The organism is Cryptosporangium arvum DSM 44712 (genome assembly GCF_000585375.1).
Classification (GTDB): Bacteria; Actinomycetota; Actinomycetes; order Mycobacteriales; family Cryptosporangiaceae; genus Cryptosporangium; species Cryptosporangium arvum.
Genome location: NZ_KK073874.1, coordinates 8,786,189 through 8,811,849, shown reverse-complemented (window position 1 = coordinate 8,811,849; position 25,661 = coordinate 8,786,189). Strand labels below are relative to the sequence as shown.

General features: G+C 69.6%; 21 protein-coding genes, 4 tRNA genes and 4 pseudogenes. 10 read left to right on the top strand and 19 right to left on the bottom strand.

Annotated features, from left to right (window positions below; translation table 11 throughout):
• The first annotated feature begins 3 nt into the window (after nt 1-3).
• Both CRYAR_RS40235 and CRYAR_RS49325 read left to right on the top strand, forming a co-directional pair.
• Nucleotides 4-3,447: a UvrD-helicase domain-containing protein gene (locus CRYAR_RS40235; RefSeq protein WP_035858678.1), complete on the top strand. Its 3,444-nt coding sequence runs from the start codon at nt 4-6 to the stop codon at nt 3,445-3,447.
• A 55-nt stretch (nt 3,448-3,502) separates the two neighbouring features.
• On the top strand, nt 3,503-4,741 hold the full coding sequence (locus CRYAR_RS49325) for an exonuclease domain-containing protein (RefSeq protein ID WP_051571665.1): 1,239 nt from the start codon (nt 3,503-3,505) through the stop codon (nt 4,739-4,741).
• On the opposite strand, the gene CRYAR_RS40225 is transcribed toward CRYAR_RS49325, so the two are convergent.
• On the bottom strand, nt 4,738-5,748 hold the full coding sequence (locus tag CRYAR_RS40225; RefSeq protein ID WP_035869845.1) for an FAD-dependent monooxygenase: 1,011 nt from the start codon (nt 5,746-5,748) through the stop codon (nt 4,738-4,740). The genes CRYAR_RS49325 and CRYAR_RS40225 overlap by 4 nt on opposite strands.
• Before the next feature lie 40 nt (nt 5,749-5,788).
• Between CRYAR_RS40225 and CRYAR_RS40220 the strand changes: the two genes are divergently transcribed.
• On the top strand, nt 5,789-6,370 hold the full coding sequence (locus CRYAR_RS40220; RefSeq protein ID WP_035858675.1) for a TetR/AcrR family transcriptional regulator: 582 nt from the start codon (nt 5,789-5,791) through the stop codon (nt 6,368-6,370).
• A 48-nt stretch (nt 6,371-6,418) separates the two neighbouring features.
• The gene (locus CRYAR_RS40215; protein ID WP_035858673.1) at nt 6,419-7,372 is read left to right on the top strand and encodes a hypothetical protein; all 954 of its coding nucleotides are present in this window, start codon (nt 6,419-6,421) and stop codon (nt 7,370-7,372) included.
• On the opposite strand, the gene CRYAR_RS40210 is transcribed toward CRYAR_RS40215, so the two are convergent.
• The 9 genes from CRYAR_RS40210 to CRYAR_RS40170 all read right to left on the bottom strand — a co-directional run bounded on the left by CRYAR_RS40210 (nt 7,311) and on the right by CRYAR_RS40170 (nt 12,300).
• The gene (locus CRYAR_RS40210; RefSeq protein ID WP_035858672.1) at nt 7,311-7,742 is read right to left on the bottom strand and encodes a response regulator; all 432 of its coding nucleotides are present in this window, start codon (nt 7,740-7,742) and stop codon (nt 7,311-7,313) included. The two genes, CRYAR_RS40215 and CRYAR_RS40210, sit on opposite strands and share 62 nt — an antisense overlap.
• Before the next feature lie 120 nt (nt 7,743-7,862).
• Complete coding sequence (locus CRYAR_RS40205; protein ID WP_051571661.1) at nt 7,863-9,056, bottom strand: LLM class flavin-dependent oxidoreductase; 1,194 nt, start codon at nt 9,054-9,056, stop codon at nt 7,863-7,865.
• A 65-nt stretch (nt 9,057-9,121) separates the two neighbouring features.
• Nucleotides 9,122-9,535 carry an SRPBCC family protein gene (locus tag CRYAR_RS40200; RefSeq protein ID WP_035869841.1) on the bottom strand — a complete coding sequence of 138 codons (414 nt, stop codon included), beginning with the start codon at nt 9,533-9,535 and terminating at the stop codon, nt 9,122-9,124.
• A 407-nt stretch (nt 9,536-9,942) separates the two neighbouring features.
• Nucleotides 9,943-10,377 carry a hypothetical protein gene (locus tag CRYAR_RS40195; RefSeq protein WP_035858670.1) on the bottom strand — a complete coding sequence of 145 codons (435 nt, stop codon included), beginning with the start codon at nt 10,375-10,377 and terminating at the stop codon, nt 9,943-9,945.
• Nucleotides 10,378-10,490: 113 nt separating this feature from the next.
• Nucleotides 10,491-10,889: a VOC family protein gene (locus CRYAR_RS40190; protein ID WP_035858668.1), complete on the bottom strand. Its 399-nt coding sequence runs from the start codon at nt 10,887-10,889 to the stop codon at nt 10,491-10,493.
• Between the two features lie 223 nt (nt 10,890-11,112).
• Nucleotides 11,113-11,189 (bottom strand) — tRNA-Phe (locus tag CRYAR_RS40185).
• Nucleotides 11,190-11,245: 56 nt separating this feature from the next.
• Nucleotides 11,246-11,320, bottom strand: a tRNA-Asp gene (locus tag CRYAR_RS40180).
• A gap of 25 nt (nt 11,321-11,345) precedes the next feature.
• Nucleotides 11,346-11,418, bottom strand: a tRNA-Glu gene (locus CRYAR_RS40175).
• Between the two features lie 141 nt (nt 11,419-11,559).
• Complete coding sequence (locus CRYAR_RS40170) at nt 11,560-12,300, bottom strand: polysaccharide deacetylase family protein (protein WP_035858666.1); 741 nt, start codon at nt 12,298-12,300, stop codon at nt 11,560-11,562.
• Nucleotides 12,301-12,533: 233 nt separating this feature from the next.
• Between CRYAR_RS40170 and CRYAR_RS40165 the strand changes: the two genes are divergently transcribed.
• Nucleotides 12,534-12,606 (top strand) — tRNA-Lys (locus CRYAR_RS40165).
• Nucleotides 12,607-12,733: 127 nt separating this feature from the next.
• Here CRYAR_RS40165 and CRYAR_RS40160 read toward each other — a convergent pair.
• The 3 genes from CRYAR_RS40160 to CRYAR_RS40150 all read right to left on the bottom strand — a co-directional run bounded on the left by CRYAR_RS40160 (nt 12,734) and on the right by CRYAR_RS40150 (nt 15,087).
• Entirely contained in the window at nt 12,734-13,747 is a 1,014-nt protein-coding gene (locus CRYAR_RS40160) for an alpha/beta hydrolase (protein WP_035858664.1), read from the bottom strand.
• Nucleotides 13,748-13,911: 164 nt separating this feature from the next.
• Nucleotides 13,912-14,697 (bottom strand): SDR family oxidoreductase, encoded by a 786-nt coding sequence (locus tag CRYAR_RS40155; RefSeq protein WP_084701592.1) that lies wholly within the window; start codon nt 14,695-14,697, stop codon nt 13,912-13,914.
• A 42-nt stretch (nt 14,698-14,739) separates the two neighbouring features.
• Nucleotides 14,740-15,087, bottom strand: coding sequence for a nuclear transport factor 2 family protein (locus CRYAR_RS40150; protein WP_035858660.1), 348 nt, complete (start codon nt 15,085-15,087; stop codon nt 14,740-14,742).
• A gap of 78 nt (nt 15,088-15,165) precedes the next feature.
• On the opposite strand from CRYAR_RS40150, the gene CRYAR_RS40145 reads away from it, so the two are divergent.
• Nucleotides 15,166-15,960, top strand: a complete 795-nt coding sequence (locus CRYAR_RS40145) for a MerR family transcriptional regulator (protein ID WP_035858658.1) — start codon at nt 15,166-15,168, stop codon at nt 15,958-15,960.
• Nucleotides 15,961-16,314: 354 nt separating this feature from the next.
• Complete coding sequence (locus CRYAR_RS40140) at nt 16,315-17,256, top strand: magnesium and cobalt transport protein CorA (protein WP_211247879.1); 942 nt, start codon at nt 16,315-16,317, stop codon at nt 17,254-17,256.
• A 69-nt stretch (nt 17,257-17,325) separates the two neighbouring features.
• Here CRYAR_RS40140 and CRYAR_RS40135 read toward each other — a convergent pair whose 3' ends face one another.
• Complete coding sequence (locus CRYAR_RS40135) at nt 17,326-17,724, bottom strand: (R)-mandelonitrile lyase (RefSeq protein WP_035858654.1); 399 nt, start codon at nt 17,722-17,724, stop codon at nt 17,326-17,328.
• 6 nt (nt 17,725-17,730) lie between these two features.
• Nucleotides 17,731-18,142, bottom strand: a pseudogene (locus tag CRYAR_RS51135) (zinc-binding dehydrogenase); the annotation flags it as partial.
• Here CRYAR_RS51135 and CRYAR_RS51130 point away from each other — a divergent pair.
• Nucleotides 18,123-18,756: pseudogene (locus CRYAR_RS51130) on the top strand (helix-turn-helix domain-containing protein). The pseudogenes CRYAR_RS51135 and CRYAR_RS51130 overlap by 20 nt on opposite strands.
• 155 nt (nt 18,757-18,911) lie before the next feature.
• Here the strand turns inward: CRYAR_RS51130 and CRYAR_RS40125 are convergent.
• From CRYAR_RS40125 to CRYAR_RS51120, 3 genes and pseudogenes are all read right to left on the bottom strand, one after another.
• Complete coding sequence (locus CRYAR_RS40125) at nt 18,912-19,430, bottom strand: RICIN domain-containing protein (RefSeq protein WP_035858653.1); 519 nt, start codon at nt 19,428-19,430, stop codon at nt 18,912-18,914.
• A gap of 839 nt (nt 19,431-20,269) precedes the next feature.
• A pseudogene (locus CRYAR_RS51125) lies at nt 20,270-20,422 on the bottom strand (DUF4389 domain-containing protein); the annotation flags it as partial.
• A 350-nt stretch (nt 20,423-20,772) separates the two neighbouring features.
• Nucleotides 20,773-21,576: a DUF6544 family protein gene (locus CRYAR_RS51120; protein ID WP_051571659.1), complete on the bottom strand. Its 804-nt coding sequence runs from the start codon at nt 21,574-21,576 to the stop codon at nt 20,773-20,775.
• Nucleotides 21,577-21,796: 220 nt separating this feature from the next.
• Here CRYAR_RS51120 and CRYAR_RS51415 point away from each other — a divergent pair.
• Nucleotides 21,797-22,009: pseudogene (locus CRYAR_RS51415) on the top strand (hypothetical protein); the annotation flags it as partial.
• Nucleotides 22,010-22,032: 23 nt separating this feature from the next.
• Here CRYAR_RS51415 and CRYAR_RS40110 read toward each other — a convergent pair.
• The gene (locus CRYAR_RS40110) at nt 22,033-24,417 is read right to left on the bottom strand and encodes a phosphoketolase family protein (protein WP_035858651.1); all 2,385 of its coding nucleotides are present in this window, start codon (nt 24,415-24,417) and stop codon (nt 22,033-22,035) included.
• Nucleotides 24,418-24,745: 328 nt separating this feature from the next.
• On the opposite strand from CRYAR_RS40110, the gene CRYAR_RS40105 reads away from it, so the two are divergent.
• On the top strand, nt 24,746-25,636 hold the full coding sequence (locus CRYAR_RS40105; RefSeq protein ID WP_084701586.1) for an SPFH domain-containing protein: 891 nt from the start codon (nt 24,746-24,748) through the stop codon (nt 25,634-25,636).
• The last annotated feature ends 25 nt before the right edge of the window (nt 25,637-25,661 follow it).

The window sequence follows — 25,661 nt, the reverse complement described above, 5'->3', positions numbered from 1 at the left end:
GGGATGCCGCGCCCCCAGTTCCACGCGGATCTGCACATCCACTCGAAGTACAGCCGCGCCTGCAGTCGTGACTGCGATCTCGAGCACCTGACCTGGTTCGCCAAGCGCAAGGGCCTGACCCTCGTCGGCACCGGCGACTTCACCCACCCGGCGTGGAACGCGCACCTGCACGAGACGCTCGTCGAGGCCGAGCCGGGCCTGTACCGGCTGAACGACGACCTGGCCCGGTCCGTCGACCGCACGCTTCCGGGGATCGTCGCGGCGAGCACGGTCCGGTTCATGCTCAGCGTCGAGATCTCGACGATCTACAAGCGCGACGACAAGACGCGCAAGGTGCACCACCTCGTCTACCTGCCGGACCTGGACGCGGTCGCCCGCTTCAACGCCAAGCTCGCGAAGATCGGCAACATCGCCTCCGACGGCCGTCCGATCCTCGGCCTGGACTCGCGTGACCTGCTCGAGATCACGCTCGAGGCCAGCCCGGACGGGTACCTGGTCCCCGCGCACATCTGGACGCCCTGGTTCGCGGCGCTGGGTTCCAAGTCGGGCTTCGACGCGATCGCCGACTGCTACGCCGACCTGGCCGACCACGTCTTCGCGGTGGAGACCGGCTTGAGCTCCGACCCGGCGATGAACTGGCGGGTGTCCTCACTGGACCGCTACACGCTGGTCAGCAACTCCGACGCGCACTCGCCACCGGCGCTGGCCCGGGAGGCGCACAGCTACGACTGCGAGCTGGACTACTTCGCGGTGAAAGAGGCGCTCCGCACGGGTGACGGCTACGCCGGGTCGATCGAGTTCTTCCCGGAAGAGGGCAAGTACCACGCGGACGGACACCGGGCCTGCAACCTGAGCTGGCAGCCGGCCGAGACGATCGCCGCCGGCGGGAAGTGCGAGGTCTGCGGCAAACCGGTCACGGTCGGGGTGTTGTCGCGGGTCGAAGCCCTGGCCGATCGCGCCGACGGTGACCGCCCGCCCGGCAAGGCCAACTTCCGCAACCTCGTCCCGCTGCCCGAGATCGTCGGGGAGATCAACTCGGTCGGTCCGCGCAGCAAGACCGTGACCCGCGAGATCGACGGTCTGGTCGCGGCGCTCGGCGCCGAGCTCGGCATCCTCACCGAGGTGCCGGTCGACCAGGTCGCCGCGGTCGGCGGCGAGCGGCTCGGTGAGGCGATCGCCCGCCTGCGCCGCGGCGAGGTGATCCGCCGGTCCGGTTACGACGGCGAGTACGGCGTGATCCGGCTCTTCGAGCCGTCCGAACTGAAGGCGTCTGCCGGCACGTCCGCGCTCTTCGATCTGCCTTCCCAGGATGACCACGCCACGCGGCGAACCACCGCGGCCCAGGTGCAGCGGGCGGCGAACACCGAAGCCCCCGGAACGGCCGTGCCCGCCGTGAGCGGGTCCGCACCGGCCGGCGCGGCCGCGGCACTGAACGGCACCGGGCCGATCCCCGCCGCGGCCACCGCGCGCGGGCGCGCCACCGCCCGGGGTAAGGGCAGCTCCGCGGTGGGCCGGACCGCGGATCCGGCGGCGTTGGTCGAGACCGCGGCGATCCCGGCACCACGCGGCGGAGCCGCAGCCGGGGGAGCCGCAGCCGGGGGAGCTGCGGCCGGGGGAGCGCGCGCCACCGCGCGGGGCGAGCAGGATGTGACGGGGCTCGCCACGCACGGAGGAGCCTCGTACGGCGGGGCACCGGGTGACCGCGCGGACGAGCCGGCGGCGGGTGACCATGCCGGCGTAGACATTTTGCCGTTCGAAGTGCCGGACTGGGGTGTGCTCGAAGGGCTCGACCCGGAGCAGCGTGCGGCCGCGGGTGCGTCGGACGGGCCGCTGATCGTGGTGGCGGGGCCGGGCACCGGCAAGACGCGGACGCTCACGCACCGGGTGGCGTACCTGGTGGCGGAGCGGGGGGTGGCGGCGGAGTCGTGCCTCGCGATCACGTTCACCCGGCGAGCGGCGGGTGAGCTGGCGTCGCGGCTCGATTCGTTGCTGCCGTCCGGGTCGGGTTCCCCGTTCGTCGCGACGTTCCACGCGTTGGCGCTGACGATCTGTCGCGAGCACTTCGCCGAGCTGGGCTTCGACGCGCCGCCGTCGGTGGCGGACGAGGCCGACGTTTCCGCGGTGCTGGCCGAGCTGGACCTGGCGCCGGGTTCGGCGGTGCCGGACGCGCTCAGCGAGGGCTATCGCAAACGGCTGCGTGCACGGGGTCTGCTGGAGCTGGACGAGCTCGTGCCGCTGGCCGTGCCGTTCGCCGCCGGGTACCGGTCGCGGTGGTCGCACGTGCTCGTGGACGAGTACCAGGACGTGGACGCGTCCCAGTACGCGTTGCTGCGCGAGTTGGTGCCGTCCGACGGGAACCTGTTCGCGATCGGTGACCCGGACCAGTCGATCTACTCGTTCCGGGGCGCCGAGGTCGGCTTCTTCCTGCGGTTCGCCGACGACTTCCCGGCGGCGACGACCGTGACGCTGACCCGGAACTACCGGTCGGCGCCGCCGATCGTGGCGACCGCGGTGCAGGTCGTGCGGCCGGGCACGCTGGTGCCGGGGCGAGGTCTGTCGGCGGAGCGACGCGACCTGGGCGCGGCGCGGATCGCGGTGCATGCGGTCCCGACCGAGGTGTCCGAGGCCGGCTGGGTCGCGGCGACCGTCGACTCGCTGGTGGGCGGCTCGTCGTTCCACTCGCTGGACTCGGGCCGGGTGGACGGTGACGAGGTCGAGGAGCACTACGACTTCGGCGACGTCGCCGTGCTCTACCGGTCGGCGGCGCAGTCGCGGGCGTTGCAGTCGGCGTTCACGTCGGCGGGGCTGCCGTTCCAGAAGCGCGGTGTCGACCGGCTCGCGGACCGGCCGGCGGTGCCGTCGATGTTGCGCGAGATGGCGCTGCTGCCCGGCCCGGTGCCTGCCCGGCTGCAGGCGGCGGGGTCCGCGCTGGCCTCGCGGGCCGCGGAGCCGGACCTGTTCTCCGACGATTCCTCGCTCCGGGCGTCGGACGTGTGGGCGGCGGTGGAGTTGCTCCGCCCGGTGGCCTCGTCGTTCGAGGACGACCTCGACGGGTTCCTTGCGTACGTCGCCACCGGGGCCGAGGTGGACGCGCTGGACCCGCGGGCGGACGCGGTGTCGTTGCTGACGCTGCACGCGGCCAAGGGGCTGGAGTTCCCGGTGGTGTTCATCGTGGGGTGCGTGGACGGTGTGGTGCCGCTCGTGTTCCCGGGTGAGGCCTCGGTCGACGAGCGCCTGGCCGAGGAGCGGCGGCTGTTCTTCGTCGGGGTGACGCGGGCGCAGCGACGGTTGTTCCTGTCGGCGCCGCGGACGGTGACGCGGCGCGGCAAGTCGGCGCCGGCGACGCTCACCCCGTTCCTCGCCCCGGTGGACGAGGGCCTCCTGGACCGCACCGGCACGTCCGAAGAGTCCCGCCGCCCGGCCGCCCGCCAGATGCGCCTGATCTAACGTTTCGGGCGCAGTGCTGGCGGGGGTCGGGGGTGGGTGGCCTAAGCTCGACGCGATGGACGTGACGACTGAAGCCGGGGCCCCGACGTGGGTCGTCATCGACGCCGAGACCACCGGGTTGAGCCCCAAGGAACACCGTGTCGTCGAGCTGGCCGTCGTGGTGCTCGACGAGCGCGGCAACTCGATGGGTGAAGCCGCCACGCTCGTCAACCCGGGTGTGGACATCGGCCCGGCGGACGGCCACGGCATCCGCAACGAGGACGTCCTCGACGCTCCTCGCTTCGACGAGCTCGCCGGCTGGCTGGTCGAGTGGCTGAAAGGCAAAGTGCTCGTCGGGCACAACCTGCTGTTCACCTCGGCCTTCCTCGACGAGGAGTTCCGGCGCGCCGGGATCGAGATGCCGCACGTACCGGCGATCTGCACGATGACGAACGCGCCCCGTTACCTGCCCTCGCTGCCGGGTCGCACGCTCGAGCAGTGCTGCGCGGCCGCCGGCGTCCCGCTCGAGGGACCGCGCTCGGCGTTGACGAACGCGCGCGCCGCGGGCGGCCTGTTCGGGACGTTCCTCGCTCAGCGTCCGACGCTGCCCTCGCCCTGGGTGCAGTACATCGAGCGGGCGCGCCGGATGTCCTGGCCGCGCATCCCGATGCAGGACTTCCAGATGGCGCCGCGCGCCGAGGAGGAGTGGGAGGCTCCCGACCCGGAGCAGACCGCGATCGTCAGCCCCGAGATGGCGCGGATGGCGGCGGCGTACGCGGGCCTGTCGGGCGCGTCCGACGCCGACGTGAAGGCTCCCAACCCCGAGGTCGACAGCGAGTTCGTCGCCGAGGTGGTGGAGGAGGCGCCGCGGTCGCCGGAGGAGTCCGGGCCGGTCAGCGCGTACCTGGGCGCGTTGGACAACGCGGTGTCCGATCGGGTGCTCTCGTTCACCGAGGCGATCCACCTCAAGGACCTGGCCGGTGCGCTGGCGATCTTCGAGGCCGAGCAGAACGACGCCCACCGCCAGTACGTACGCACGCTCGCCGCGACCGCGTGGGCCGACAAGCAGGTCACCGACGAGGAGCGCGACGACCTGGTTGCGGTCGGCAAGCTGCTCGACCTGACCCACACCGAGGTGGACGCGCTCATCGAGGACACGAAGCCCGACGCCGTGGGCGGCTCCGCCCCGGCCGCGGGCTCCTCGTCGGCCGCGTCGTCGGAGTACGAGGCCGGCTGGTACCCCGATCCGTACGGGCAGCCGGGGCTGCGCTGGTACGACGGGGAGAACTGGACGCACCACACCCACGCGTCCTAGGTCTGCACCCGGCTGAGCAGGTAGGACGCCCGGGCCAGCCGCTGGGTGGACGCCCGGCGCATCCGGTCGTAGCGCTCCGGGCCGTGTGCGGCCAGGCAGTCGGCGTCGATCAACGCCTGGCATGCTCCCTGGCCCAGTGACGGTGCCATCGCGTGGGCGGCGTCCCCGATCAGCGCGACGTTCCCGTGGACGTAGGTGCGCGGCCTGGGCGCGAGGTCCTGGAGGTCGTGGCACAGCAGGTCGTCGTCGGTCGCCGCGGTGAGCACGGCGGGGATCGGGTCCGGGTAGCCGGCGAAGCGTTCGCGCAGGTCGGCGATCGTCGGCCGGGTGCCTTCGGGGGCGCGGAGGGCGACGTAGAGGTTCGTCCGGCCGCGCTCGACCGGCGTGACCCCGACAAGCGCACCGCGGGCCCAGATCTCTCCGGCCGGTCCGAACTCGCCGTCGACGACCGCGCGGGCGGTGATCAGGCCGAGGTAGCGGGTGTGGACGCCGGGGAAGTAGGCGGCTCGCACCGCGCTGCGATATCCGTCGGCGCCGACGACCAGGTCGTAGTCCCGGCGCAGGGCGTCGGGGTCGTGTTCCGGGCGCGGAGCGGCCGGGCCGTCTCCCGGGCGCGGAGCGGCTGGGGCGGTCACGGCGATGCCGGTGTGGATGATGTCGGCGGGGATGGCGTCGGCCAGGGTTCTGATCAGGGTCGTGCGCGGGACCATCAGCACCGGTGCGCCACCGCTCTTTTCGATCCGGCGGAGCGGCAGGGCGGCGATCGTCCGGCCGGACTTGCTGCGAACCGTGCCGCTTCGGTAGGGGACACCGACCTCTCGGATCCGGTCGCCGATGTTCAGCCGGTCGAGTGCTCGCTGGGCGTCCGGCCACAGCCCGATCGCCGTGCCCAGGTCGACCACGTGTGGCCAGCGCTCGAACACGGTGACGTCCCAGCCCTCCCGGCGGAGAGCGATCGCGGCGGCGAGCCCGCCGATCCCGGCGCCTACTACAGCTGCAGTACCCATGGTCGGCAGGTTACTACGGATGTAGTGCTAGGGTCTCGATGTGGTCGGACGTCGTGCACAGGTGCTGGATGCGGCCGTGCGGGTCCTCGGCGGTCAGGGCACCCGGGCGTTGACCCATCGCGCCGTGGACTCGGAGGGCGCCCTGCCGGCCGGGACGACCTCCAACTACTTCCGCACCCGGGAGGCGTTGCTCGCCGGGATCCTGGGCTACTTGTTCGAACGCGAAACCGCGGCGTTCGTAGCCTTGGCCGGGCAGCCGCGGCCGGTGTCGGTCGACGAGTTGGCCGGCCGGTTCGGCGCGATGCTGCGTCAGCTGGCTGGGCCGGCACGACTGCTGACGCTGGCGCGGCACGCGATCTTCCTGGAGGCCGCGCACCACGAGTCGCTGCGGGTGCCGCTCCTGGAGTGGAGCGAACGGCTGTGGACATGGTCCGCGGACTGGCTGGCGGCGGTCGGCTCGCCGCAGCCGGTTCTCCACGCCCGGCAGCTGCTCGCGTTCGGCGACGGGCTGCTCATCGACCGGCTGGCCCGGGGTGGGGACGACGAGTTCGCCCCCGAGGAGGCGCTCGCCGCGCTGCTGGAGTCCTGGGTCAAATCTGTGGAAGGACCTGTGGATAACTAACCGCCTGTGCTCCGATGAACGCGGTGCGTTCGATCGGGAGGCGAGTCCATGGACTACGAGCAGGAGGCGATCGCGCTCTACGCGCTGCCGCCGGCCCAGTTCACGACCGCCCGCGATGTCCGGATCGCGGAGCTCAAAGGGGAGAAGCGGGCGGCGCTCGCCGGGCGCCTGAAGCTGCTGCGCCGGCCGACCGTCGCGGCGTGGTGCGTCAACCTGCTGGTGGGTGGGTATCGGGCCGAGGTCCAGGCGTTGGTGGACCTCGGAGGGGAGTTGGCCGACGCTCAGCGCCGGGGTGACGCGGCGACGATACGGGTTTTATCGGCGGAAAAGCGGCGCCGGGTGACTGCGTTGGTGGGGGTGGCGGCCCGGTTGGCGGCGCAGTCGGTGCCACCGCGTGCGGAGGTGGTCGGGCTGGAGCCGGGCGTGGTCGCTGATCTCGAGGCGACGTTGAACGCGGCGGTGGCCGACGCGGCGGTGGCTCGCCGGGTGTTGTCGGGTCGGCTGGTGCGGGGGGAGTCGTACGTCGGGTTCGGTCCGCTGCCGGAGGCTTCGTCCACAGGGTCTTCGGCCGCCGGTTCTTCATCCACAGGGTCGTCATCCACAGGGTTTTCGTCCACCGGGTCGTCATCCACTGGGCGTGCGTCCGGCGGCCGGGGTGGGGTGGGGGCAGAGGCTCGTGCGGACGACCCGGGGGAGCGGGAGAGGGCGGCGGTGGGGGCGCACGTGGTGGCCGAGCAGGCGGTGGCGGTCGCACGGGCGGAGCGCGACGGAGCGCGGCGCCGCCGCGACGTCGCGCGCCACGCGCGGGAAGAGGCCGCCGCGGTGCTGGCCGAAGCCGAACAACGCTTGGCCGACGCCGAGCGAACCTTGGCCGGCTCCGAACGCACCCTCGAGCGAGCCGATCAGCATCGGGCCGAGACCGCGGCCCGCCTGGACGCGATTACCGCGGGAGACGAACCGTCCGACCGTAGAACGTCTCGATCTGCTGCACGATCGACGTGAACTGGTCCAGATCCACCGGCTTGGTGACGAACGCGTTGGCGCGCAGCTCGTAGCTGCGGATCACGTCTTCGTCGAGCGCCGACGTCGTGAGCACCACAACCGGGATCGAACGCAGGTTCTCGTCGCCCTTGACCTCGGCGAGCACCTCCCGCCCGTCCATGCGGGGCATGTTCAGGTCGAGCAGGATCAGCTGGGGGCGCGGGGCGTCGGCGTGCGGCGGCTCTTTCCGGAGGAACGCCACGGCTTCGACGCCGTCGGACACCACGTGCAGGTTGCTGGGGACGTCGTTGGCGCTCAGCGCCTCCTCGATCATCAGGACGTCGCCCGCGTCGTCGTCGACGACCAGGACCTCGAGTGGAGTGGTGGACATCGAGCTACTCTCCGGTGCTGGTGACGGCGTCGGCGAACTTTACCGCTGGGGTCCGACAGAACGTGGAGTCCGGGCCGCGGCTGTGCGTCTGACGGTCGATCTGTGGCGCTGAGTATCGCTTCAGTGAGGTGCCGGTGCCAGTGCGCGACCGGCGGTGCCGGCGAACGGCACGTCCACCTGGGTGGTGTCGAGCGAGGCGGCGTCGGGATGCTCCCAGAGGCCCCGACGGCGGAGTAGCGGCAGCACGCCCTCGGCGAACCAGTACGCCTCCTCCAGGTGCGGGTAGCCCGACAGCACGAACTCGTCGATGCCGAGCTCGTGGAGCTCGACGATCCGGTCGGCGACCTCGGTGTGGCTACCGACGAGCGCGGTGCCCGCCCCGCCCCGGACCAGGCCGACCCCCGCCCACAGGTTCGGCGCGATCTCCAGGTCACGCAGGGCCGTGCCGGCGCGACCGCGGTCGTGCAACTCGGCCATCCGACGCTGGCCTTCGGACTCGCTCCGGGCCAGCCCCTGCTGGACGCGCTGGATCGTCTCCGGATCGAGGCCCCGGAGCAGCCGGGCGGCCTCCGCCCAGGCGTCTTCGGAGGTGTCGCGGCTGATGACGTGGAGCCGGATGCCGTACCGCAGGGTCCGGTTGCGGGCCGCGGCCAGGCCCTTGACCCAGTTGATCTTCTCCGCGACCTGTTCGGGCTTCTCGCCCCAGGTCAGGTAGGTGTCGGCGTATTTGGCGGCGACCAGGCCGGCCGCCGGTGACGAGCCACCGAAGTACACGTCGGGTACCGGGTCGGGGAGCCGGTTGAGCCGGGCGTCCTCGACTTGGAGGTGCCGCCCGTCCAGGCTCAGCGTCTCGCCCCGCCAGAGCCGCGTGACGACCTCGAGGAACTCGTCGGTGCGCTCGTAGCGTGCGTCCTTGTCGAGGAAGTCGCCGTAGAGCCGCTGCTCCTTGCTCTCCCCGCCGGTGACGACGTTGAGCAGGAGGCGGTTGCCGGAGTGCCGCTGGTACGTCGTCGCCATCTGCGCGGCGAGGGTGGGGGAGAGCAGAGCCGGCCGGAAGGCGACCAGGAACTTCAGCCGCTCGGACGCCCCCGCCAGCATCGCCGTGGTGAGCCAGGCGTCGTCGCACCAGGCGCCGGTGGGCGTCAGCGCACCCACGAACCCGAGCTGCTCGGCGGCGCGGGTGATCTGCGTGAGATAGCCCAGCGACGCCGGCCTGTCCCCGGCCGCGCGCCCGAGGTCGACACCGTGACCACCGGCGACGAGGTTGCGGCTGTCGCCCATGGTCGGGAGGAACCAGTGGAAGGTCAGGCTCATCGGGGCCCTTCCGGTGTCGGCGACGGGGATGCCTAATCCTAGTTTCTTGATAGGAATGAGGCTACTCAGTGCTGGGCGAGCGCGGCGGTGATCGTGCCGAGGACGTCGCGCCAGTGGTTGCGTTGCTGCTCGCGTTCGTCGGCGTCGGCCAGGTGCTCCTGGTGGAAACGCACGGACGTGCCGGTGGCCGCCGGGCGTACGACGAGCTGGACGATGCTGTCGTGCGACCAGGTGTTCGGCCGCCAGGTGAGGCGGACCCGGTCACCGGGGCGGAAGCTGCGCACCTCGCCGCTGGTGCCGTTCTCCGCGACGTATTTCGCGCCTTTGGTGGGTTCGAGGACCACGCCGGGGCCGACCCATAGAGCGGCGCCCTCGGGCGAGGTGAGGAAGGCCCACACCTCCGCCGAGCCGTGCGGGATCGTGCGGGAGACTCCGATCTCCCATCCGACGTCTTTCGTCTGACCTGTGGGTCTCTCCATGGCGAACAGTATTTCGGGTGGGTACGACAGTCTGCCGAGGGTGCCGTCCGGCCGGTCCGTACGGTCGGCCCATTTGGCCGGTCCGTACGGCCGGCCCATTTGGCCGGCCCGTGCGGTCGGTCCGTGCGGTCGGTCCGTGCGGTCGCCGCGTGGCGCGACGTGCCCGCGGCCTGAGTGGGCACCCGCGATTCCGGCCGTGGTGCAGCGCGAGCGGGCGGCGCACGCTTAGAGGGTCGTCGGTTCGGGGCGGGAGGCCCGTCTCGCCTCGAGTTCGGGGCGGGAGGAGTCTCGCGCCGCGAGTCTGAGGCGGGAGGCCTTCACGCCGCGAGTTCGGGGCGGGACGTCTCTCCCGCCCCGACGACTTCGCCGCCCTGCTGCTCGGCGTGCTGCCGCCTGCTCGCTGACCGCTAGCGCGGCTCGGCGGTCTCGATCGTGGCCCACTCCTCCAGGTAGGTCAGCACGTCGTGAACGGGACGGTCGGTGGCCTGGGCCAGCCGTTTCAACAGCTCGTTCTCGATCTTCACGTGAGCGGCCAGCTGCTGGCTGACCAGGTCGGACGTCGGTGCGCTTATCGCATCACCCATCGCTACCGCGCCGGCCATGAACGCGTCCGGGATCGTGCGTGGACGCCGCACGCGGAACTCGCGCTGCAGATCGTCGAGATCGGGTTCTACGGTCGCGGTGCCGTACACCGCGGCCCAGGACGCGACCGCCCCGGGCATCGACGCCTCATCGGCGTGCAAGGACTGGAGCAGGGCCACCGCGCCGTGCAACGCGGAGGCCACCTCCTCGGTGTTCTCGTCACGACCGGTCGGGACCCGGTCGTGGTCGTTCTCGAACATCCGTCGCCTCCCCTGGCTTCGTCGGTGGCACCGTAGCGGTGACCACCGACGTTTTTTCGCCCGCGGAGCGCCGCCCACTCCGGGGCGCGGAGTGGGCGGCTCGTCACCTCGGATCAGCCGGTCTCAGCCGCGCTGCGTTCGGCCGCGCTGCGTTCGATGCAGAACTCGTTGCCCTCCGGATCAGCCAGCGTGACCCAGCCGGTGCCGTCGGTGCGCCGGTGATCGGCGACGAGCGTCGCACCCAACGCCAGAACCCGCTGAGCCTCCTCGTCGCGGGTGCGGCTGGTGGGCTGCAGATCCAGATGGAACCGGTTCTTCACCGTCTTGGGCTCGGGCACCGGGACGAACAGCAGGTCCGGGCCACCGTCGGGCGCGACGAGAAGCGCCTCCGGGTCGTCCGGGTGATTGCCGTTCTCGGGGTGCTCGCCGTAACCGGTGAGAGCCGACCAGAACTGAGCCAGCTCGTAGGGATTGGCACAGTCGATAGTGATGTGCCGAACTCGGACGCTCATGCGATGTCCTTCGCAAGACAGCGCGCCATCCGTGGCCGCGAGGGCGTCGTTCAGCCGACCACGAGAGGCGCGGAAACAATGGATGTGATCATCGCCGCACCTCCTTCCGGGTCGTGGACGCCGGGCCCACTCTCGCACGCCGGCCGCCGGCTGGGAAGCGGATTACGCGTGGGCAAAACAAAAGGCACCTTCGCTGAGTGGCGAAGATGCCTGGTGGTGATGGTGGTGGCCAGGGGCGGGGTCGAACCGCCGACCTTCCGCTTTTCAGGCGGACGCTCGTACCAACTGAGCTACCTGGCCGAATGCGGCGACTAAAGACGCCACTCCGCTGCCGCGCCGAAGCGCGGCAGCTAGAGCGGTCCCGACGGGATTTGAACCCGCGACCTCCGCCTTGACAGGGCGGCGAGCACTCCGAACTGCTCCACGGGACCTGGTGGGTAAGACCAAGTCTTGCCGTGCCCCCAACGGGATTCGAACCCGTGCTACCGCCTTGAAAGGGCGGCGTCCTGGGCCACTAGACGATGAGGGCGTGCAACCCGAACGGCGTTCATGTTGTCACACATGTCCGCCGGGCGGCGCACCCACCCCGTCCGCGTCGGGAGCGAGATCAGCATATGCGACAACGAGGCCAGGTGGCAAAAGCGCCCCCCACCGAATGTGAAAGCGCAGGTCAGAGTCGGGTGAGGCGGTACTTGGCGGTGAGTTCGGGCAGCAGGACCTTGCATGCGGCCACGGTTCGGGACCGATCACCGCCTCCGTCGTGCATGAGCACGATCACACCGGGGGCCTCACCGGCACGCACTCGCGCCACGATCGAGCTGGACGGCGGCTTCGCCCAGTCGCGTGGATCCACGGTCCATCCGAGCGACGCCATGCCTTGCTTGCGGGCCACCGAGACGATCACGCCGGCCCAGTTGCCACCGGGCGCGCGGAAGTAGGTGGGCCGCACGCCGCCGCTCGCCCTGGTGATGAGCCTGCTGGTGGCCCGCAGGTCGGCGTCGATCGCGGATCGCGACTTCGACTTCAGGTGCAGGTCGTGCCGCATCGTGTGGTTGCACAGCGTGTGCCCGTCGGCCGCGATCTTCCGGACGAGGTCCGGGTGCGCCTTCACGTTGACGCCGATCAGGCAGAACGTCGCTTTGACGTGGTACTTGCGTAGGAGGGCGAGCACCTGGGGGGTCCAGGTCGGGTCGGGCCCGTCGTCGAAGGTGAGCGCAATCGCGGACCGGCCGGTGTGACGGTAGGGCGTCGACGTCGGGTGCAGCAGTGGCTTCGGTGTGGGCCGCGACGTCGCGACCACCCCACTGCTGGGTAACGACGCGTACGACGGGCCGGCGCTCACGCCGAGCGTCGAGACGAGCGCCAAGGCCGCGCCCGCGGCGAGCAGTGTGGTCCTCGAACGTCGCTTCATGATCCCTGCCTGTCACCGTCGAACTGTGCCCGGGCGACGCTTTAGTGCCGTATGCCCAGATGAGCACTGTGAACGACGATGGGCGGCAACGCCCGTTTCTGTCAGAAACTCGGCACCTCTGAACCATTGGATGCCGCGACGGAGCGTGGTCTGGGGGATGTCTGTCGCCGTCGGCGTTCGGGTCTGAGACACTTCTGGGGGACGCGGCCGGGAGGGTCGGCTGCGCCTGTGCCGGGCCGTTAGCTCAACTGGCAGAGCAGCGGACTTTTAATCCGCGGGTTCTGGGTTCGATCCCCAGGCGGCCCACCCCGCAAGATGACGAACCCTCTGACCATGTCTGACGCGGCGCAGGTCAGCGGTGAGGCCGGGGTTCGATCCCCAAGTGGTCGCCCATGTTTTCGATGACTCGGGGCGACCACGTCTGGCGTCGATGCTAGGTGTTCATCTGGCGGCGCAGCCATGACGCCCGGGCGGCGATGGCGTCCTGGGAGATTGCCGCCTGGGGGGCCACGACGTCGAACCCGTGAAACCCGCCGGGCCAGACGTGCAGCTCGACGCGGCCGCCGGCCAGCCAGATGCGGCTTGCGAAGTCGACGTCCTCGTCTCGGAACGTTTCGGCCGTGCCGACGTCGATGAAGGTGGGCGGAAGTCCGGAAAGATCCGCGGTGCGGGATGGCGCGGCGTACGGAGACACGTCGGGTCCTCCGCGCACACCGTCGCCGAGCAGCGCGTTCCATCCGGTCTCGTTCGAGGAGCGGTCCCAGATGCCGAGGCCTTGCAGCTGCCGGGCGGAGGGTGTGTCGTTGCGGTCGTCGAGCATCGGGGACTGGAGTAGCTGAGCGAAAACGGCCGGGCCGTTGGAGTCACGTGCCATCAGGGTGACCCCCGCAGCGAGGCCGCCGCCGGCGCTGGCACCGGCGACGACGATGCGCTGAGGGTCGATGTTGAGCTCGGCGGCGTGAGCCGACATCCACACCAGGCCGGCGTAGCAGTCCGCGACGGGACCTGGATGAGGTGTCTCGGGTGCGAGCCGGTACTCGACCGACACCACGGCCATGCCCAGCGGTTCGGCAAGGTCGATCATCTCGACCAGACCGAAGCGGTTGTCTCCGACGATCATGCCGCCGCCGTGGGCGTAATAGATGGCCGCGGTCGGGGCTGCCGTGTGCTGCGGCAAGCAGATCAGCAGGGAGATGTCCGGTTCCCCGTCGGGCCCTGGCACCATCCGTTGCCGGACGTCGTAGGCGCCGCCGCGCGTGAGGCTCTCGTCGGTCGGGGATTCCACGCCGGGGACGGGCGCGCGCATTTCGACGATGTTGTCGGGGCGGTACGCGTCGGGCGCGCGCAGGCTGCTCAGCACTTCTACGACGGGCGCGAGCTCGGGGTCGAAGGGCGGCGGAGGTCCGATCGGCTGGACGAAAGATCGGTCCGTGGTGTGGGTGGTCATGGGTTCTCCTTGCGGTCGTCAACTGGGCGTGCTTCTGCGCCGGGTCGCAGGCAATGGCCGCCGGGATCGCGCCCCCGGGGCGATCCGGCGCCACCGACTCGGTGGTCAGCTGTGGCGCCGGATCGAACCGTTGCGGAAGTGGCGGTGCGGAGTTCGTTGCTGGCTCAGATGGTCGGGACGGTCCCGCCGTCGATGACGTACTCCGCGCCGACGATCGCCGAGGCGCGATCCGAGACCAGGAACCCGACCAGGTCGGCGATCTCCTCGGTGGTCGCGAATCGTCCCAGCGGTACTCCCCCGAGGGAGTCGTAGATCGTCTGCCTGGCTTCCTCACGGGTGAGTCCGTTGCCCTCGGCGAGCAGATCCACGAAGTTCTCGGTGGCCTCGGTCGCTATCCCGCCGGGGCTGATCGCGTTGACCCGTATGCCGCGCGGCGCGAGCTCGTTGGCAAGTCCCTTGCTGTAGGTGCGCAGCGCGCTCTTCGCGGCTGCGTACGCCAGGGTCGCGTCGTGTAGAGGCATTTCGCGCTGGATCGAGGTGAAGTGCAGCACCGTCGCCGACCCGGACTCGATCATCGCCGGGAGAAGCGCTCGGTCGAGTCGTACCGCTCCCAGGAAGTTGAGGTTCAACTCGGTGAGCCACTGCTCTTCGGTGATGACCGCGAAGCCGCCGGGTGGCGTCGACGACCCTCCGACGACGTGCACCAGGATGTCCAGTGCGCCGCCCTCGGAGATTCGGGCGGCGACGGCGTTGGCGCCGTCGATCGTTGACGTGTCCGCCTCGATGAACCGGTCAGGGTGCTCGTAGCCCTTGGGCATCGTTCGGGCCGTCGCGTACACGTCGGCGCCCATTTCCCGGAGTCTCTCGACTACGGCCTTGCCTGAGCCCTTCGATCCGCCCGTGACCAGTGCCCGGCGACCGTCGAGACGGTCGCGATCCGAACCAGACATGGTGCTCTACTTCTCCTCTGCAGATGATGTGGCCGGGTCTGGTCAGGCTTCGTGGTTGGCGATGACGATCTCCGCGATGAGGTCGTCACGCAGCGTGAACCGGTAGTCGAGCTCGGCGGTGCCGCCGGGGAACGTGCCTTCCAGCCGCAGGGTCGCGACGTAATGGGTGTCGTCGACGCGGCGAGCGCCGGTCTGCTCGGTGGTGTACTGGAACTCGGATCCGGCGTCGCGTATGAACGCGTGGACCTGGTCGTGCCCGCGGAAGGTCTCACCCTGGTCGATGGCCACCACGTCCTCGGCGAGGAACTTCGAGGCGGTGTCGGCGTCGTGGACGATGTGCGCGGCGAGGAAATCACGCACGATGGTCGGGAGCTGCTCGGACTGTGTCATGAATGCACCGTGCGGCCTGACGCGCCGGGAGGGTCAAGCGTTGGACTCTCTCCCCGGGGGAGGGTTCAGACTGCGCGGGTGCTGACCATCGGGGAGTTCTCGAGTCTGACCCACTTGAGCGTGCGGACCCTGCGTCGTTACCACGACGCCGCGCTGCTCGAACCCGCCGTCGTCGACCAGGCCACCAATTACCGCTACTACAGCGTCGACCAGATCCCGATCGCGCAGGTCATCCACCGGCTCCGCGAACTCGACGTCCCGCTGAGTGACGTGCAGCGGATCCTGCGCACCCCCGACCCCGGGGTCCGGGCGGCCCTCGTGGCAGAGCACCTGCAACGCCTCGAAGACGTGCTCGACCGCACCCGAGCCGCGGTCGTGTCGCTACGTCGTCTGCTCGAGCCTGATCCAGCGCCGATCCACGTGGAGTTGCGTGCCGAGCCGGCCCGGACGGTCGCGGCAGTGGAGGCCGTGGTCAAGAGTTCTGACATCGAGGCCTGGTTCGCCGGCGCGATGGCCGAGCTGGAGGCAGCCGTCGGCGACACCGTGGCCGGACCGCCAGGCGGCACCTACGACAACGCCCTGTTCGAACAGGAACGAGGTCACGCGCTGGTATACCTGCCGACGAGCGCTCCACCCCGCACCGGACGCGTGCACCCCGTGACGCTGCCGGCTGCCGAGCTGGCCGTCACGACTCACGTCGGCGAGCACAACGGGGTCGAGGTCACCTACGGCGAACTCGGGACCTGGGTGGTTCAGAACGCGATGTCGGTGGCCGGGCCGGTGCGGGAGGTCTACCTCGTCGGTCCGCGTGACACGCGCGATCCCGCCGCCTGGCGCACCCAGATCGGCTGGCCGGTCTTCCGCGTCACCTGAAGCGGGCACTGCGGCGCGGGCCTGCCCGGATCGGGCAGTCCGGTAGTCGTCGAGCGTGCGGGTCCGGCTCCGGCCAGTACGTTGCTGCGGCCGACCATCCCGTGGTCCCTGCACCGCGACCTGGCTATTCATCGACCCCAGGTGACCGTTACGCATAGGGTCACGGCGATCGACCGAGAGAATGAGGTGAGGGTCACGAGCGAAAAGCAGTCCCCCTCCGGCGCACCGCGACCGGTCGGTTCCCAGCCGGCTGCCGACGGTTCGCGGGCGATCGATGCGGTGATCGGTGATTGCGCTCTCTACGAGAACGGGCGGCGTCAGGGCCGACCGGTTCCCTTTCCTCTGGTGGGGGACGTGGCGTCGCAGACCGAAGGCTTCGTGTGGATCGGGTTGCAGCAGCCCACCGACGAGGACATCGCCACGCTCGCCGAGGAGCTCTCGCTCCCGCCGCTGGCCGTCGAAGACGCCGTGGTGGCCCATCAGCGGCCCAAACTCGAGCAGTACGGCGACGTGCTGTTCGCCGTCCTCAAGCCGGTCCGCTACGTCAACCACGACGAGGTGCTGGAGACCGCGGAGCTCGCGCTGTTCCTCGGTCCGCATTTCCTCGTCACTGTTCGTCACGGTGAGAGTGGTGTCCTGAGCCAGGTGCGCTCCGAGCTCAACCAACCCGACGGCCCGCTGGCTGCCTATGGCCCGGCCGGCGTGCTGTACCGAGCCGCTGACCTGGTCGTCGATGGGTACGAAGAGGCGCTGGAACGGATCAACGTCGATGTCGACGACATCGAGGCGCAGGTGTTCGGAGACCGCGACACCGATCACGGGGAACGCATCTACAAGCTCAAGCGGGAGATCGCGGAGTTCCGCCGGGCTGCTGTGCCGCTGAACGCGCCACTACAGCGGCTGGCCGGGGGAACGGTGCCAGGAGTGGACGAGGCGCTCTCGGAGAATTTCCGGGACGTCCACGACCACGTGCTGCGGACCATCGACGCGATCGAGGCGCACGACCGGTTGCTCAGCGACATCCTCCAAGCCGATCTGAGCCGCTTGAGCGTCCGGCAGAGCGAGCTGGCGTTGAAGCAGAACGAGGTCACCGCCCGCCAGAACGAGGACATGCGCAAGATCTCGGCGTGGGCGGCCATCGGTCTGGCGCCGACCGCGATCGCCGGTCTCTACGGGATGAATTTCGACAACATGCCGGAGTTGCGGTGGGAGTACGGCTACTTCGGGGTCCTCGCGGTCATCGCCGCGGTCTGCGTCACCTTGTACGTGCTCTTCCGGCGCAACGGCTGGCTGTGAATCGCCTAGCCAGCGGCGCTGGCTCTCCTGGCGAATGCCTGACCCACCGCAGTTCCATGGTCGGTCTCCTCAGCGGCTGGTGGTGCGAGCGGCGTTGTAGTGGTCGTCGGTGACCGGCTCGGCCCAGGTGGTGGCGTCGCCTTCCCAGAGTGCGAGGTGCTCCATGAACCGGTCGGGTGCCGCGCCGTGCCAGTGCTCCTCGCCGGGCGGGCAGGTGACGGTCTCGCCGGGGTGGGCCTCGAAGACCGTCCCGTCACGGGTGCCGATCAGCGCGACGCCGGAGACGACGTGCAGGGTCTGGCCGAGCGCGTGGGTGTGCCAGTTGGTGCGGGCGCCGGGGGAGAACCGGACCAGGTTGGCGCGCATCCGCGAGGGTTCCTGACCGGCGACGACGACGTCCCACCAGACGTCGCCGGTGAACCAGTCGGCCGGGGCCTTGCTGCTGGACTGCGGCTTGATGAATTCCATCGTTCCTACTTTCCTTTGGGACGCCGTTCCTGGGGACGCCGAGCCGGCGCGCACCGGAGCGGGGCCGCCGGTGAGGGTGATGTTCCTCCCGAACAGGCTGCCGAATCCGATCGGGGCGTCCTCGTACTGGGGGGACGCCGACGCGGCTGATCGTGCCGCCGGGGCGGTGGCCGACGGCTTCGATGACGACGTGGGTGCCGTCGCCGCCGGTGAGCTCACGGACGCGCTCGATGCCTTCGTCGCCGCGCTCTTCGACGACGTCGGTGGCGCCGAATTCGCGGCCGAGGTCGGTGCGGGTCTTGTGGCGCCCCATCAGGACAGTCTGCTCGGCGCCGAGCTGTTTGGCCGAGAGCACGGCGAGGAGGCCGACGGCGCCGTCGCCGATCACCGTGGTGGTGCTGGTGACGCCGCCGCGGAGAGGGAGGGCCTCGGAGTTCCTGTCCTCGCGGCGAGCGCGACTCACCCCGCAACAGGCCGGGCTACCCGCCTACGGCGGCCACCGCCGGGCAAAGGCCTGCGCCGGGAAGAGGTCGCGCTCCTGGCCGGGGTCTCCATCGACTACTACGTCCGGATGGAGCGCGGGAACCTTTCCGGCGCCTCCGACCGCGTTCTCGACGCGGTCGCGCGGCTCTCCGGCTGGACGAGGCCGAGCACGAACACCTGTTCGCGTTGGCCAAGGCGGCCGGCCCGGCCGCTCGTCCCCGCCGCACTCCGCCGAGTAGCGTCCGGCCGACCGTGCAGCAGGTGCTCGACCGGTCCTCGCCGACCCGCGGCCGCCGCCGAACACCACGCGATTCGTCTATCCGGATCCGGCCGTGCCGGACCGCACGCCCGGGCCCTGATCGAACTGGTCGGTGAGCTCTCCACACAGAGCGAGTGCAGCTGCCCTCCGAGCCGGAACTGACGCTCAACATCTACACGGCGGCCGCGGGCACCCCGGCCGCCGACGGGCTGAAGATGCTCGCCAGCTGGGCCGTCACCCAGGAAGTGGCCGACGCGGACGCCGCGTCGGCGGGGTCCGACCAGGGCTGAGGTAGGGGCAGGGCCTGGAGCGGAGGCCCGGGACGCGACGTTCCCCGCCGACAACCGTCAGGCCGGCATGATTCGTGGCCTGACGGCTGGGCGCGGTGACCGACCGCTGCCGAGCGGCCGTCCACAACGGAACGGCCGCCGGCAGAACAGCGGGTTTACGGGAAGGGGTAGTTCCAGGTGAACTGCCCGTTGAGCGTCCCGTTGCAGGCATATTGGACGAGGGTGGTCTTGTTGGCAGTCCCGGCGCCCTTCACCGCGATGCAGAGGTTGCTCTTCGCGTTGCGGATCTTGTACCAGCCGAGGCCGCCTCCGGCTGGCCGTACGTAGTCCGTGCGCCACCTCGAGTTGGTGGATCCGTTACAGGTGTATTGAATGATCGCCGCGCCGGAGGCAGTCGAAGCGCCCTTCACCACCATGCACTTGTCGGTTTCCCGGTTGCGTATTTCCCAGACTCCGGTCGACACCTCGTCGAAGTACCACTGCTGGTTTTCTTTCAACCGGTCGCAGGTGTAGATGATGATGCTCGCGCCGTTAGCCGTCGTACCGTCGGGAACGTCCAGGCATTTGACCGGATCGGGAGACGCCGGGAAGATCTGGTAAGGGCCGAGCGTGGCCGCTGTCGCAGGTGACTGGGCCACACCCAACAGGGCGGCTCCGAGCACTGTGAGGACCACGGAAGTTCGCGTGAGCCAGCGCCGAGGTAGCTTCAATTTCTTCTCTTCCCCATGTCTCCGGAGATACGGCCCAGCGCCCGACGGTGAGGGGCCTACTCGGTTGAGTGGGGGCGATCGTAGGCGGCGGTGTCTACTGTGCACCTTCGCGCGGCTCGAGCACTCCGTCGGTGCCGGGCTGCGCTCGACACGGTCCTTGTCCCGCGCAGGAGCCCGGTCGAGCCCGGAGCGATCGACCCGGACTGCCGGCCGTGGAAAGCCCAACCGATCATGCGATGTCGGTGCCTTCGGGGGCGATTACGGGGTTATGGGTTGGCTTCTTTCCGGAGCTTCGAGTCGGGCTGGAAAGCGCCGCTGCGCACTAAAGTCCCGTTCGACTCGCTTTCAGTTACGTCCACCGAAGGTCTTTTAGTGCGGCCGGTCCATTCCTCGATCGGATGTCGATCTATCAGGTTCCTCATCCCGAGCTCGGATACAGCTGCTGATTTCCAATAGCGACCACCACACGTACCTGGCGTGCACTTCCGGATGACTGGTCATCGGGCAGTGGTCGGCCCCTGCCGCGCGCCCAAGCCAGCGAAGCTGATCTCGCTGTCCGCGCTCGGCCACCCTGGTCCTGGCGACGCTCGCTGGTGGACACGGTGGTCGCGCTGAGCGTCGTGTTCGTCGGAGCGGTCGGTCTGCGTGGCCGTCCGCGTCACTGGCGCTGGTTCTGGCCCGGCGCCGGCCTCTCGCAGGATCACCATCGACATCACGACGGCGACACCGGAGATGATGGTGGCCCTCCAGAGCGCGGGCGGCGACGAAGCCCAGCGCCAGCGCCGGTGCCCGAGCCGGGGCTGTGCCGGATAGTCGGGCGCCTCGGCCAGGGTGAACGGAGGATACCGGTCGGTGCCCAGTGCGCTGTAGGCGTAGAAGGTCACTCGCCAACTCCAGCGCAGCACGCCGAGGTTGGAGTCGAACAGCGGCCGCGGATATCGGCCGGTGAACGTGACAAGTGTGGGTCGAGGTGCGCATCCACACGCACCGGACGAGCGGACGCTACGGTCCTGACCGTCGTACCTCCCTGGATCGGCGAGAGCGCCGGTCCGGAGGTCAAGAAGTCGCGACGGACCGAGCCACAGTTGCACGAGCCCGTCAAGAAGCCGACCGACCACTCTGTTGTCGCTCGACCCGAAACGCAGCGGTGCCACGTCTGGCTACCGAGATCTGGGGCAGCACGTCCGGTGGGCGTCGGCCGTCCCAGGTACGGATGAACCGATCCGACCCCGGCTGCACGCGCTATTCGTTCGTGCGAACGGCGCCGCCGTGAATTCGGACGCGCCGGTGGCCGCCGCGGGTGCCGTCAGCGGTAGCGGAGGCTCTCGACGGTGTATCGGACGAATTCGCCGGAGTCCTGTTGGTCGGTGCCGTGGAACCAGCCGGCGGACGCGGTGCGCGGAATGGTGAATCCAGCGTCGCTGATCTCGCCGCTCAGCGTGGCGCCGAAAGGATGTGAGGCGAAGGGTGCGCGGCCCGGTTTACCCCATCGGGACATGACCAGGTCGGTCAACGTCCCTTCCGTGTCAACCGTCACCGTCACCTCATGGGTTTCGTGCGCCCCGTGGGCCCCGGCGACGCGTCCGATCCGGGCGACGGCCCGGTCGGCGTCGAGCGGCTGCCAGCTGACGTGCGAGCTCAGGGCCGCGGCCGGTGCTGCCCACAGCAGCTCACAGGCGTGCCGGTCGGAGGCGCTACGGGTGATGTCCGCCCCCGTGCCCTGGACCACGGGGACGGCGTCGAAGAGCCGCCAGCGCATCTCACCGGTGCCGCGGGTGTAGCGGTCGAACCCGACCACCGGAGGTCCTAACACCCGTGCGGTCGCTGCCCATACGTATCCGCCGTCCGGTGAGAGCCGCTGTGTCGCGCTGAAGGGCCGCCATCCGCGGAGCCGGATCTGTCCTGTGGTGCGGATCTCGACCGAGGTCAGAAGCGGGGTTCCCGGTTCGATGGCGTGCGTCAGCCAGCGGCGCACCGGTTCCGGGTGCTCCGCGACCAGCGTCGGAGTGAAGGTGGCGGCCGGTCGGGTCGCGATCAGCAGGCCTTGCCAGTCGCCCAGCGTGCGGGCGGTGAGTCCGTGCGGGGGCGGGGACTTCTTTTCCAGCGACATCGGAGTCCTTCGCGGCAGGGGGTGCATTCAGGTGGAGACGTACGCCCGACGGTCGCGATTCACCTCGCGGACGCGGTGACGCGAGCGCGGCGCACGACTCCGTGGCCGACACCGCAGCCGCCTCCGACGTGCCTCATCGCCGAGTTGGTTCGACGCATTCCGAACGGTAGACCAGTAGCGGCAGGTCAGGAGGTGCTCGGGCCCGTGAGCGCACCGGTGAAACATTCGACGCTTCGTCCGCTACGCATTCGCCGGTGGCACCGCCGAAATCGCGGTCATGCTTCTCGAGCCGCTCTCGGGTATGCCGCTGCCGCTGCTCCCGGCCCAGATTCTCTGGATCACTCTGGTGACGCACGGCCTCCTCGCGCCCGGAACGGAGAGGTTCGGCCAGCACTCTGGACGCGGCTCGGGGCGCCCAGCTGTCCGTGGTGGGCGCCGAGGCCGCTGGCGGGATTCCTAGGTGGTCCAGGTCCAGTTGGCGACCGCGGGGTCGTCCTCACCGTGGTCGCGGGTATGGGCGCGGGCGGCCAGGCGGGCGTCGGCCATCTGCTGGCGCAGCATGGCGGCGCGGCTGCCCAATGACGGGACCCGGTCGATGACGTCCATGACCAGTCGGTACCGGTCGAGATCGTTGAGCATCACCATGTCGAATGGGGTCGTCGTGGTGCCCTCTTCCTTGTAGCCCCGAACGTGGAAGTTGTGGTGGTTGGCGCGGCTGTAGGTGAGCCGGTGGATCAGCGACGGGTAGCCGTGGTAGGCGAACACCACCGGTTTGTCGGACGTGAACAGCGCATCAAAATCGCGGTCGGACAACCCGTGCGGATGCTCGGTGTCCGGCTGGAGGCGCATCAGATCGACGACGTTGACCACCCGGACGCGCAACTCCGGGAGGCGCTTGCGGAGCACGGCCGCAGCCGCGACGGCTTCGAGCGTGGGGACGTCGCCTGCGCAGGCGAGAACGACGTCCGGTTCTCCGTCGGTGCTACTGGCCCACTTCCAGATTCCCAGTCCGCGGGCGCAGTGCGCGACGGCCTCGTCGATGTTCAGGTAGTTCAGCGCAGGCTGTTTGCCGGCCACGATCACGTTGACGTAATGCCTGCTGCGCAGGCAGTGGTCGGCCACCGACAGCAACGTGTTGGCGTCCGGCGGCAGGTAGACCCGAACGGTGTCGGCCTTCTTGTTCACCACGTGGTCGATGAATCCCGGGTCCTGGTGGGAGAGCCCGTTGTTGTCCTGTCGCCAGACGTGCGAGGACAACAGATAGTTGAGCGACGCGATCGGTGCGCGCCACGGAATGTGCCGGGTGGTCTTGAGCCACTTGGCGTGCTGGTTGAACATCGAATCGACGATGTGGATGAACGCCTCGTAGCAGCTGAACATCCCGTGCCGGCCGGTGAGCAGATAGCCCTCGAGCCAGCCCTGACACAGGTGCTCGGAGAGCACCTCCATCACCCGGCCGTCGGCGGAGAGGTGATCGTCACCGGGCACCACCTCGGCGTCCCAGGCGCGGTCGGTCTTCTCGAACACCGCCGAGAGCCGGTTGGAGGCGGTCTCGTCCGGACCGAACAGCCGGAACCGGTCAGGGTTGGCCGTGATGATGTCGCGCAAGAACCCGCCGAGCACGCCGGTGGCCGAGCTGGACTCGAGCCCTGGTTGTTCGACGCCTACGGCGTAGTCGCGGAAGGGCGGCATGACCAGATCGCGGAGCAGGCGGCCGCCGTTGGCGTGCGGGTTCGCGCTCATCCGGCGGACACCCTTGGGGGCGAGCGCCTGCAGTTCGGGAACCAGCCGTCCGGTGGGGTCGAACAGTTCCTCCGGGCGGTAGCTGCGCATCCACTGCTCCAACTGCACGCGGTGGGTCACGTTGGTGCGGGTCTCGGACAACGGCACCTGATGAGAGCGGAAGGTTCCCTCGACCGGGAGCCCGTCGACCTCCTTGGGTCCGGTCCAGCCTTTCGGGGTGCGCAGCACGATCATCGGCCAGGCCGCCCGCAGTGATGTCCGCCGCTTCCCGGTGGCCTCCCTGGCTTCCTGCTGGATGGTCCCGATTTCGTCCACGACCGCGTCAAGGGTTTCCGCGAGTTGCTGGTGGACCGCGAGGGGGTCGTCCCCGGTGACGAAGTAGGGCCGGTGGCCGTAGCCGCGCATCAGGGCGGCCAGTTCGTCCTCGGGTATCCGGGCCAGCACCGTCGGGTTGGCGATCTTGTAGCCGTTGAGGTGCAGCACGGGCAGCACCGCACCGTCGGTGACCGGGTTGAGGAACTTGTTCGAATGCCAGCTGGCGGCCAGCGGACCGGTCTCGGCCTCGCCGTCCCCGACGACGCAGAGCACCAGCAGGTCCGGGTTGTCGAATGCGGCACCGTACGCGTGCACCAAGGCGTAGCCGAGTTCACCACCCTCGTGGATCGACCCCGGTGTCTCGGGCGCCACATGGCTGGGGATGCCGCCGGGGAACGAGAATTGCCGGAACAGCGCCCGCATACCCTCCTCGTCCTGGCCGATCGCGGAGTAGACCTCGCTGTAGGTGCCTTCCAGGTACGCGTTGGCCACCAGGCCCGGACCGCCGTGCCCCGGGCCGGTGACGTACAACGCGTTCAGGGCGCGCTCGTTGATGACCCGATTCATGTGCGCGTACAGCAGGTTCAGACCGGGGGTCGTGCCCCAGTGCCCCAGCAGGCGCGGCTTGACGTCGTCGACGCTCAGCGGCTCTCGGAGGAGTGGGTTGTCCATCAGATAGATCTGACCGACCGACAGGTAGTTCGCCGCCCGCCAGTACGCGTCGATGAGGGCCAGGTCGTGCGGGCTTCGCTGCCGAGGTGTCGTGGACGCGAGAATTGTCATGTCGTGGCACCGTCTCGGGTCGCCGGGCGACCGATGTCGGAATACACCGAGAGCGGCATCCGGCTGACCGCCGATGCGCGAGATGCTCCTGGTCTCTCCAGGCTACGCGCGCTCGACCTCTCGTCGGTCCGGTCACGATCGCCGAGCCGGCTGACCACCGTCGGCGCGGAGTAGAGTCGCAATTGCCTGAGGGCAAGTCGCACATCGGCGTTCTGGCCGGTGCCGTTCCCGGGTGAGGATCCTCTTCGACCGTTGCGGTCGAGAACGGATGTACCGGCATGAGGTCGGTCCGTAATCTTTGCTTCTTACTCGTTTCCGGTGTCGGGTCATGACGCTGGTCGTCGTGGCCCTGGTCGTCGTCCTGGTCGTGGTGCTTCTCCTGCTGGTCACCGGCGTGCGCCTGGTCCAGCAGTTCGAAAAGGGCGTGGTGCTGCGTTTCGGGCGGTTGCTTCCCGAGCTGCGAGAGCCCGGACTGCATTTCATCGTTCCGTTGGCCGATCGCATGATCAAGGTGACGATGCAGACCGTGGTGGTGGGTATCCCGCCGCAGGGCGCGATCACCCGCGACAACGTGACGCTGGTCGTCGACGCGGTCGTTTACTACCGGGTGATCGATCCGGTCAAGGCCGTCATCAATGTCCAGAATTACGCACTGGCGGTGTCCCAGGTCGCGCAGACGTCGCTGCGTTCGGTGATCGGCCGGGCCGATCTGGACACGTTGCTGTCCGACCGGGAGCAGATCAACGATGAGCTCAAGCAGGTCATCGACGCTCCGACCGAAGGTCCGTGGGGCCTGCACATCGAGCGTGTCGAGGTCAAGGACGTGTCGCTGCCCGAAGGCATGAAGCGTTCGATGTCGCGACAGGCCGAAGCCGAGCGGGAGCGCCGCGCGCGGGTCATCGCTGCCGATGGTGAGTTCCAGGCTTCGGCGAAGCTGGCGCAGGCGGCTCGGGCGATGGATGCGACGCCAGGGGCGCTCCAGCTGCGGCTGCTGCAGACCGTGGTCGACGTCGCCGCGGAGAAGAACAGCACGCTGGTGATGCCGTTCCCGGTCGAGCTGCTGCGCTTTTTCGACCGGGTGACCCCGGCCGACACCGCGGTCACCGAGGCACAGCCGGTGGCCACCAGCGAACACAACGGACACCAGACCGCCGATCTGGACCCGACCGTCCTCGCGGTTCCGAGGAGCGCCACGACCATCGCCACCAACCCCGGCTGACCGTTGACGGTCCGTTCGAGGAATC